The sequence below is a fragment of the Kaarinaea lacus genome, assembly GCF_975902315.1.
Genome location: NZ_CDLKIE010000247.1, coordinates 1 through 7,437 on the forward strand (window position 1 = coordinate 1; position 7,437 = coordinate 7,437).

The 7,437-nt window shown below is 49.0% G+C and carries 8 protein-coding genes; all 8 read left to right on the forward strand.

Going from position 1 to position 7,437, the window contains the following annotated elements; genetic code table 11:
- A partial coding sequence (gene murA / locus ACWVCM_RS07630) for a UDP-N-acetylglucosamine 1-carboxyvinyltransferase (RefSeq protein ID WP_455201135.1) occupies positions 1-1,226 on the forward strand: 1,226 nt, incomplete at its 5' end.
- Between the two features lie 21 nt (positions 1,227-1,247).
- On the forward strand, positions 1,248-1,904 hold the full coding sequence (hisG, locus tag ACWVCM_RS07635; RefSeq protein WP_455201136.1) for an ATP phosphoribosyltransferase: 657 nt from the start codon (positions 1,248-1,250) through the stop codon (positions 1,902-1,904).
- 49 nt (positions 1,905-1,953) lie between these two features.
- Positions 1,954-3,255: a histidinol dehydrogenase gene (hisD, locus tag ACWVCM_RS07640; protein WP_455201137.1), complete on the forward strand. Its 1,302-nt coding sequence runs from the start codon at positions 1,954-1,956 to the stop codon at positions 3,253-3,255.
- A gap of 29 nt (positions 3,256-3,284) precedes the next feature.
- A complete protein-coding gene (gene hisC, locus ACWVCM_RS07645) occupies positions 3,285-4,424 on the forward strand; it encodes a histidinol-phosphate transaminase (protein ID WP_455201138.1) in 1,140 nt (379 codons plus the stop codon).
- 81 nt (positions 4,425-4,505) lie between these two features.
- Positions 4,506-5,099, forward strand: a complete 594-nt coding sequence (gene hisB / locus ACWVCM_RS07650; RefSeq protein ID WP_455201139.1) for an imidazoleglycerol-phosphate dehydratase HisB — start codon at positions 4,506-4,508, stop codon at positions 5,097-5,099.
- A 50-nt stretch (positions 5,100-5,149) separates the two neighbouring features.
- Positions 5,150-5,797, forward strand: a complete 648-nt coding sequence (gene hisH, locus ACWVCM_RS07655; protein ID WP_455201140.1) for an imidazole glycerol phosphate synthase subunit HisH — start codon at positions 5,150-5,152, stop codon at positions 5,795-5,797.
- Positions 5,798-5,857: 60 nt separating this feature from the next.
- Positions 5,858-6,616 (forward strand): 1-(5-phosphoribosyl)-5-[(5-phosphoribosylamino)methylideneamino]imidazole-4-carboxamide isomerase, encoded by a 759-nt coding sequence (hisA, locus tag ACWVCM_RS07660; RefSeq protein ID WP_455201141.1) that lies wholly within the window; start codon positions 5,858-5,860, stop codon positions 6,614-6,616.
- Positions 6,617-6,638: 22 nt separating this feature from the next.
- Positions 6,639-7,415 carry an imidazole glycerol phosphate synthase subunit HisF gene (gene hisF / locus ACWVCM_RS07665; protein WP_455201142.1) on the forward strand — a complete coding sequence of 259 codons (777 nt, stop codon included), beginning with the start codon at positions 6,639-6,641 and terminating at the stop codon, positions 7,413-7,415.
- Positions 7,416-7,437 lie beyond the last annotated feature (22 nt).

Consider the following 7,437-nt stretch of genomic DNA (forward strand, 5'->3'; position numbering starts at 1 on the left):
TCAACGGCGAGATCCGTATCTCGGGGGCAAAAAATGCCGCGTTACCGATCCTCGCGGCAACGCTATTGGCAGATGGGCCAATGCAAGTTTGTAATGTGCCCCATTTGCAGGATATCACCACAACAATGGAATTATTGGGTGCGATGGGTGTGCACCTGGTAGTAGATGAACGGTTGAATATCGAGTCTGATCCTACGTCCATCAATAGTTTCTACGCCCCCTATGAGCTGGTAAAAACAATGCGGGCCTCTATTCTGGTTTTGGGCCCGTTAGTCGCAAAATACGGTCGCGCCGAGGTCTCATTACCCGGCGGTTGTGCCATTGGTTCACGGCCAGTGAATTTGCATGTGCAGGGTTTGCAGCAAATGGGTGCTGAGATTGAAATTGAAAACGGTTATATCAATGCCAGGGCCAATCGTTTGAAAGGCGCCAAGTTGGTCATGGATATCGTTTCTGTGACGGGTACTGAAAATCTAATGATGGCTGCGGCGCTGGCCCAGGGAACCACAATAATCGAAAACGCAGCGCGCGAGCCTGAAGTCGTCGACCTTGCTGACTGCCTGAACAAAATGGGCGCTAAAATTGATGGTGCGGGCACAGCAACGATTACCATAGAAGGTGTTGATAGCCTGAAAGGTGTCGAATATCACGTATTGCCAGATCGCATTGAAACCGGAACCTATCTAATAGCTGGGGCCATATCCGGTGGCAGGGTCAAATTAAAAGATACCAAACCGGATATACTGGATGCGGTTCTTGCGAAACTACAGGACGCTGGCGCTAATATCGAAATTGGTGAAGACTGGATTTCACTGGATATGCAGGGCAACCGACCCAGGGCAGTCGATATCCATACAGCGCCGTATCCTGCATTTCCCACTGACATGCAAGCGCAATTTTGTGCGCTTAATGCCGTTGCGGAAGGTTCCAGCACTATTACGGAAACAGTATTTGAAAACCGCTTTATGCACATCCAGGAATTGCAACGCATGGGAGCTGATGTGCGTTTGGAGGGGAACACTGCGTTTATCCGCGGGGTAAATAAGCTGACAGCAGCGCCGGTGATGGCTACGGATTTACGTGCTTCGGCAGGTCTTGTATTAGCGGGCTTGGTGGCTCAAGGTGATACCGAGGTGCAACGTATCTATCACATTGATCGGGGCTATGAACGTATCGAAGAAAAGCTGCAACAATTAGGCGCCATTATCAGGCGGGTACCCGATTAAAAAAACGGTTTTGTAAATATTATGAATAAGCAATTTATTATTGCTCTGTCCAAGGGGCGAATTTTTAAAGAGACACTGCCGTTATTGGCGCATGCTGGCATTGAACCCGTGGATGATCCGGAAACCAGCCGTAAGTTGATTCTGGATACCAATCGTGACGATACCAAGCTGCTCATTCTTCGCGCGTCTGATGTGCCTACCTATGTCCAATATGGTGCTGCTGATGTTGGTGTGGCAGGTAAGGATGTATTGCTCGAACACGGCGGAGAAGGTTTGTATGAGCCGGTCGATTTACAGATTGCCAAATGCAAGCTAATGGTTGCTGGCCGAGTCGCAGATGCTGGTTCGGGAGACGACGCGGAATCGGGGCGTCGATTACGAGTGGCTACAAAATATATCAATAGTGCGCGTGAGTTTTACGCTGGCAAGGGTGAGCAGGTCGAACTGATCAAGCTTTATGGCTCTATGGAGCTGGCCCCACTGGTAGGGCTGGCAGACCGCATCGTGGACGTGGTGGATACAGGCAATACACTGAAAGCCAACGGGTTGGCGCCAATGGAACATATCGCGGACATCAGCTCTCGCCTTATCGTTAACAAAGCCTCCATGAAAATGAAACACGAAAAGGTTAAAACTTTCATATCTGATATAATGGACGCTGTTGGCCGAGGCGGCTAAACCCTCAGTCAGCGCAACTAAAGCATACAATCTCGATAGCGAATTCGAAATGCAAATCAAACGACTCAATATTGCGGATTCAGATTTCTGGCAACAGCTCGAGCGCATGCTCGCGTGGGAAGAAGTGTCAGATAGCAAGGTTAATGCGACGGTTGAAGACATCATTAACAGTGTTCGCAAACAGGGCGATGCTGCGGTGGTGGAGTATAGCAATCGTTTTGATGCCATGAGCGCATCATCGATGCAGGACCTGGAAATTTCAAAAGACCAATTAACCGCATCTCTGGAGAAAATCCCGGCGCAACAAAGGCAGGCGCTGGAGCATGCTGCAAAGCGCGTGCGCGATTATCACCAGCATCAAAAACAGGACAACTGGAGCTACACCGAACAAGATGGCACCTTGTTAGGCCAGCAGGTAACAGCCCTGGATCGAGTGGGCTTATATGTACCTGGTGGTAAGGCGGCTTATCCTTCCTCGGTATTAATGAATGCGCTACCCGCCAAGGTAGCTGGCGTACCTGAACTCATCATGGTGGTGCCCACACCAAAAGGTGAGATCAATGACCTGGTGCTGGCGGCAGCGGCGATTGCCGATGTCGATCGCGTGTTTGCCATTGGCGGTGCTCAGGCGGTTGCGGCCCTGGCTTTTGGGACGGAGACGATTCCCAAGGTCGATAAGATTGTAGGCCCCGGCAACATTTACGTAGCGACAGCCAAACGCATGGTGTTTGGTCATGTGGGTATCGATATGATTGCGGGTCCGTCGGAAATATTAGTGGTGTGTGACGGCAAAACGGATCCGGACTGGATTGCCATGGATTTGTTTTCGCAGGCTGAACATGACGAAGATGCACAATCAATCCTGGTCTGCCCCGATTCGGATTATGTCACCAGGGTGAAGAACAGTATCGATAAGCTGGCGGGTACCATGGAACGCGAAGCCATTCTTAACGAGTCTCTATCCAAGCGTGGTGTGCTCATCGATGTTGCTACCATGGAGCAGGCTATCGAAGTTGCTAATTACATTGCACCGGAACACCTGGAATTATCGGTGGAAGATCCGCAGGCCATTGTGGGTAAAATTCGTCATGCCGGTGCAATTTTCATGGGGCGATTTACCGCTGAAGCCATTGGTGATTATTGTGCTGGTCCCAACCATGTATTACCCACTTCACGCACGGCACGTTTTTCTTCGCCTCTGGGTGTCTATGATTTTCAAAAGCGTTCCAGCCTGATTATGTGTTCAGCTGACGGCGCGGCTCAATTAGGAGAAATAGCTTCAGTACTGGCGCGCGGTGAGGGTTTAACGGCTCATGCTCGTTCGGCTGAATATCGTATGAAGAAAAGCTGAAACCTGACACATCCGTCTTTCTTTTAATCATGAGCGATAACAATTCTTCCAGTGATTCCGGCATGAATGCTGATAGTAACAGGTCCGATATAAAAACACTCGTTGAGCAATGGATTCGTCCGGAGGTCAGGGATATTGCAGCTTATCATGTGCCTGATCCGGGTGACCTTGTGAAACTGGATGCCATGGAAAACCCGTATCCGTGGCCGGAGTCGTTGCGTGATCAATGGCTGCAGGAACTCAAGACTGCAGCTATCAACCGTTACCCCGATCCAGCCGCTGGCGATTTGATAGCGCAGCTTCGAAATAGTCTTGATCTACCCGAAAATTGCGCTGTCTTATTGGGAAATGGATCAGATGAATTGATTCAAATGATGGCTATGGCGGTCTCGCAACCTGGTCGTGTGGTGTTGTCACCGGAACCCAGTTTTGTGATGTACCAGATGATCGCGTTGATGACGGGTATGGATTACATTGGCGTGACGTTAAATGCAGATTTTAGTCTTGATGCTGATGCCATGCTGTCTGCCATCGAGCAACACAACCCCGCGATTATTTTTTTGGCATATCCCAATAATCCCACTGGCAACCTGTTTGATGTGGCGGTTATTGAAGCCATCCTGCGAGCGAGTCAGGGTGTCGTGGTAGTCGATGAAGCTTACTTTCCCTTCGCTGGCAGCAGCCTGGTTGATTGGCTGGGCCAGTACAACAACCTGCTGGTGATGCGTACCGTATCGAAAATGGGGCTGGCCGGACTACGTTTGGGTTACCTGGTTGGTGATGAGCAGTGGTTGCAACAGATCGATAAAATGCGGCTACCCTACAACATTAATGTGTTAACGCAACTGAGCGCTCAATTCGCACTTCGGCACATTGATGTGTTTAACGCTCAGACAGAACAGATATGTAAGGATCGCGAACTATTATTCCAGGCGCTTTGTGACATTGACGGTTCGGAAGTATTTCCTTCCAAAGCTAATTTTATCCTGTTTCGTCTCGCGGGCAGGTCATCGAAAGCGATTTTTGAAAGCCTTAAAAATAAGGGTATATTGATCAAAAACCTGGGTAATCAGCCGGGATTGTTAAAAGACTGTTTGCGTGTTACTGTCGGCTCTCAGCAGGAAAACAGGGCGTTTATGCAGGCATTGCGCGAGATCATCAAGCGCTAGAAATGCAGGATATTTAACACAGGATTGACGACCTGTACGATGACGAAAAGTACCTATTATGGAAAACTGGAGTATTAAATAATGGCTACCAGAACGGCCACGGTAAAACGCGACACACTGGAAACACAAATCGAAGTGTCGCTGAATCTTGATGGATCCGGAAACGCGCAACTTACCACAGGTGTTCCCTTTCTGGAGCACATGCTGGATCAGGTGGCGCGGCACGGTATGCTGGACTTAACCGTCAACGCAAAAGGTGATTTGCACATTGATGCACACCATACTGTGGAAGATGTTGGTATTACGCTGGGTCAGGCTTTTGCTGAAGCAGTCGGTGATAAAAAAGGTTTGCGTCGTTATGGCCACGCTTATGTGCCACTGGATGAGGCTTTGTCTCGCGTGGTGATCGACTTTTCCGGTCGGCCAGGCCTGGAATATCAGGTAAATTATCCACGCGCCATGATTGGCTCTTTTGATGTGGATTTGTTGCAGGAATTTTTTCAGGGTTTTGTAAATCATGCCAAAGCTACATTACACATCGATAATATTCGTGGCGCTAATGCCCACCACATTGCAGAAACTATTTTTAAGGCCTTTGGGCGGGCGCTTCGAATGGCTGTGGAGGTTGATCCGCGCATGCAGGATATCATTCCGTCTACCAAGGGCAGTTTGTAACGGGAATATATTTCTAAGAGATATAATTGGCGATACGGAATTGAACTGTCATGTCTAGCGTAGCTGTAATCGATTATGGAATGGGAAATCTGCACTCGGTGGCAAAAGCCCTGGCCCATGTGACGGATAATCGTATTGAAGTGACATCGGATGCAGAGTTGATACTGCGTGCTGATCACGTGGTACTACCAGGTGTGGGCGCCATTCGTGATTGTATTGGGGAAATCAAACGACTGGGACTGGATGAAGTCATTCACGAAGCCGCCAGGTCCAGGCCGTTTCTGGGTGTCTGTATTGGTATGCAGGCGCTAATGGACTTTAGCGAGGAAAACGAAGGCACTGAATGTCTGGGTATTATTCCCGGTACCGTACAACCCTTCGCCAAAGACCTGGTTGATCCCATTAGCAATGAAAAACTCAAAGTACCACATATGGGCTGGAATCAGGTTTATCAGCTAAGCAATCATCCTATATGGAAAGATATTCCGCAGGACGCAAGATTCTATTTTGTGCATAGTTATTTTGTGCAACCAGCGACGCCTGAACCTGTGGCTGCCTCTACTTCTTACGGTCACCCATTCGCATCTGCGGTTATGAAAGATAATGTTTTCGCGGTGCAGTTTCATCCGGAAAAAAGCCACCATGTGGGTTTGAAGCTTTACGAAAATTTTGTGAACTGGAACGGAGAATCCGCCTGATTTGGTTTGATGTTTTACAGGATGCATCTGTAGGCTATAGCTAAATATGAGGAAACAGACATGTTGTTAATTCCCGCGATTGATCTTAAGGATGGTAAATGTGTCCGGTTGCGTCAGGGGCGTATGGAAGATGATACGGTATTTTCCGATGATCCTGCTGCAGTCGCCAAACGCTGGGTGGATGCAGGTGCGCGGCGCTTGCATATCGTGGATTTAAACGGCGCCTTCGAAGGTCGCCCGGTGAATGCTGAAGCAGTACGCGGCATAACCGAAGTGTGTAACGCGGCGGATGTGCCTGTACAGTTGGGTGGTGGTATTCGTGATGAAGACACCGTGCAAAACTATCTGGATTTAGGCATTAGTTATTGCATTATTGGGACTAAAGCGGTGAATGCTCCTCATTTTGTCTCTGATGTGTGTTTAAACTTTCCCGGGCATATTATTGTTGGCCTGGATGCGAAAGACGGTAAGGTTGCCATTGATGGCTGGTCGAAACTATCGCGCCATGACGTGATAGATATGGCAAAGAAATTTGAGCAAGATGGCGTAGAGGCCATTGTATATACCGATATCAGTCGCGACGGCATGATGTCAGGTGTGAATGTAGAAGCCACGGTAAAGTTGGCACAGGCGATTCATATACCTGTGATTGCATCAGGAGGCATTACTAACCTGGATGATATCACTGCGCTTTGCGAAGTTGCTGATGAAGGTATCATGGGTGCGATAACGGGTCGGGCTATTTATGAAGGCACGCTGGATTTCGCCGAAGGCCAGAAGCTGGCCGATGAAATGGCAAAAAGTGCCAGTCACAGTTAATTAAACGATAGTCGAAATTACTATGGGTTTAGCAAAACGTATTATTCCATGCCTGGATGTCGATAACGGACGTGTCGTTAAAGGCGTGCAATTTGTCAATATCCGTGATGCCGGTGATCCCGTTGAGGTCGCAAAACGTTATGACGATGAAGGCGCGGATGAACTGACGTTTCTGGATATTACGGCCAGCTCCGATGACCGGGAAACCATGGTGCATGTAGTGGAAGAAGTTGCCGGCGAAGTATTTATTCCCCTGACCGTCGGTGGCGGCATTCGTGAGTTGTCCGACATACGTCGCATGTTGAATGCCGGTGCAGACAAAGTGGCTATCAATACTGCGGCGGTATTCAATCCCGAATTTGTTAAACAGGCTGCAGAACGATTTGGTTCGCAATGTATAGTTGTTGCTATCGACGCCAAGTCTGTGAGTAAAGAAGGCGAACCGCCCAGGTGGGAAATTTTTACCCATGGTGGTCGCAAACCCACTGGCATTGATGCCGTGGAGTGGGCAAGACGTATGGTTGAATACGGTGCGGGAGAAATACTGCTTACCAGCATGGATCGTGATGGAACCAAAATTGGTTTCGATCTTGAGCTGACTCGTACCATCTGCGACGCGGTAACGGTACCGGTCATTGCTTCGGGTGGTGTGGGTAACCTGGATCATCTGGTGGAAGGGGTGACTGATGGTCATGCCGATGCGGTACTGGCAGCCAGCATATTTCATTTTGCCGAATATAGCGTGGAAGAGGCCAAGCGCTACATGGCAGAAAAAGGTATCGAGGTACGACTTGAATGACCACTGATTCCAGGTGGCTGGA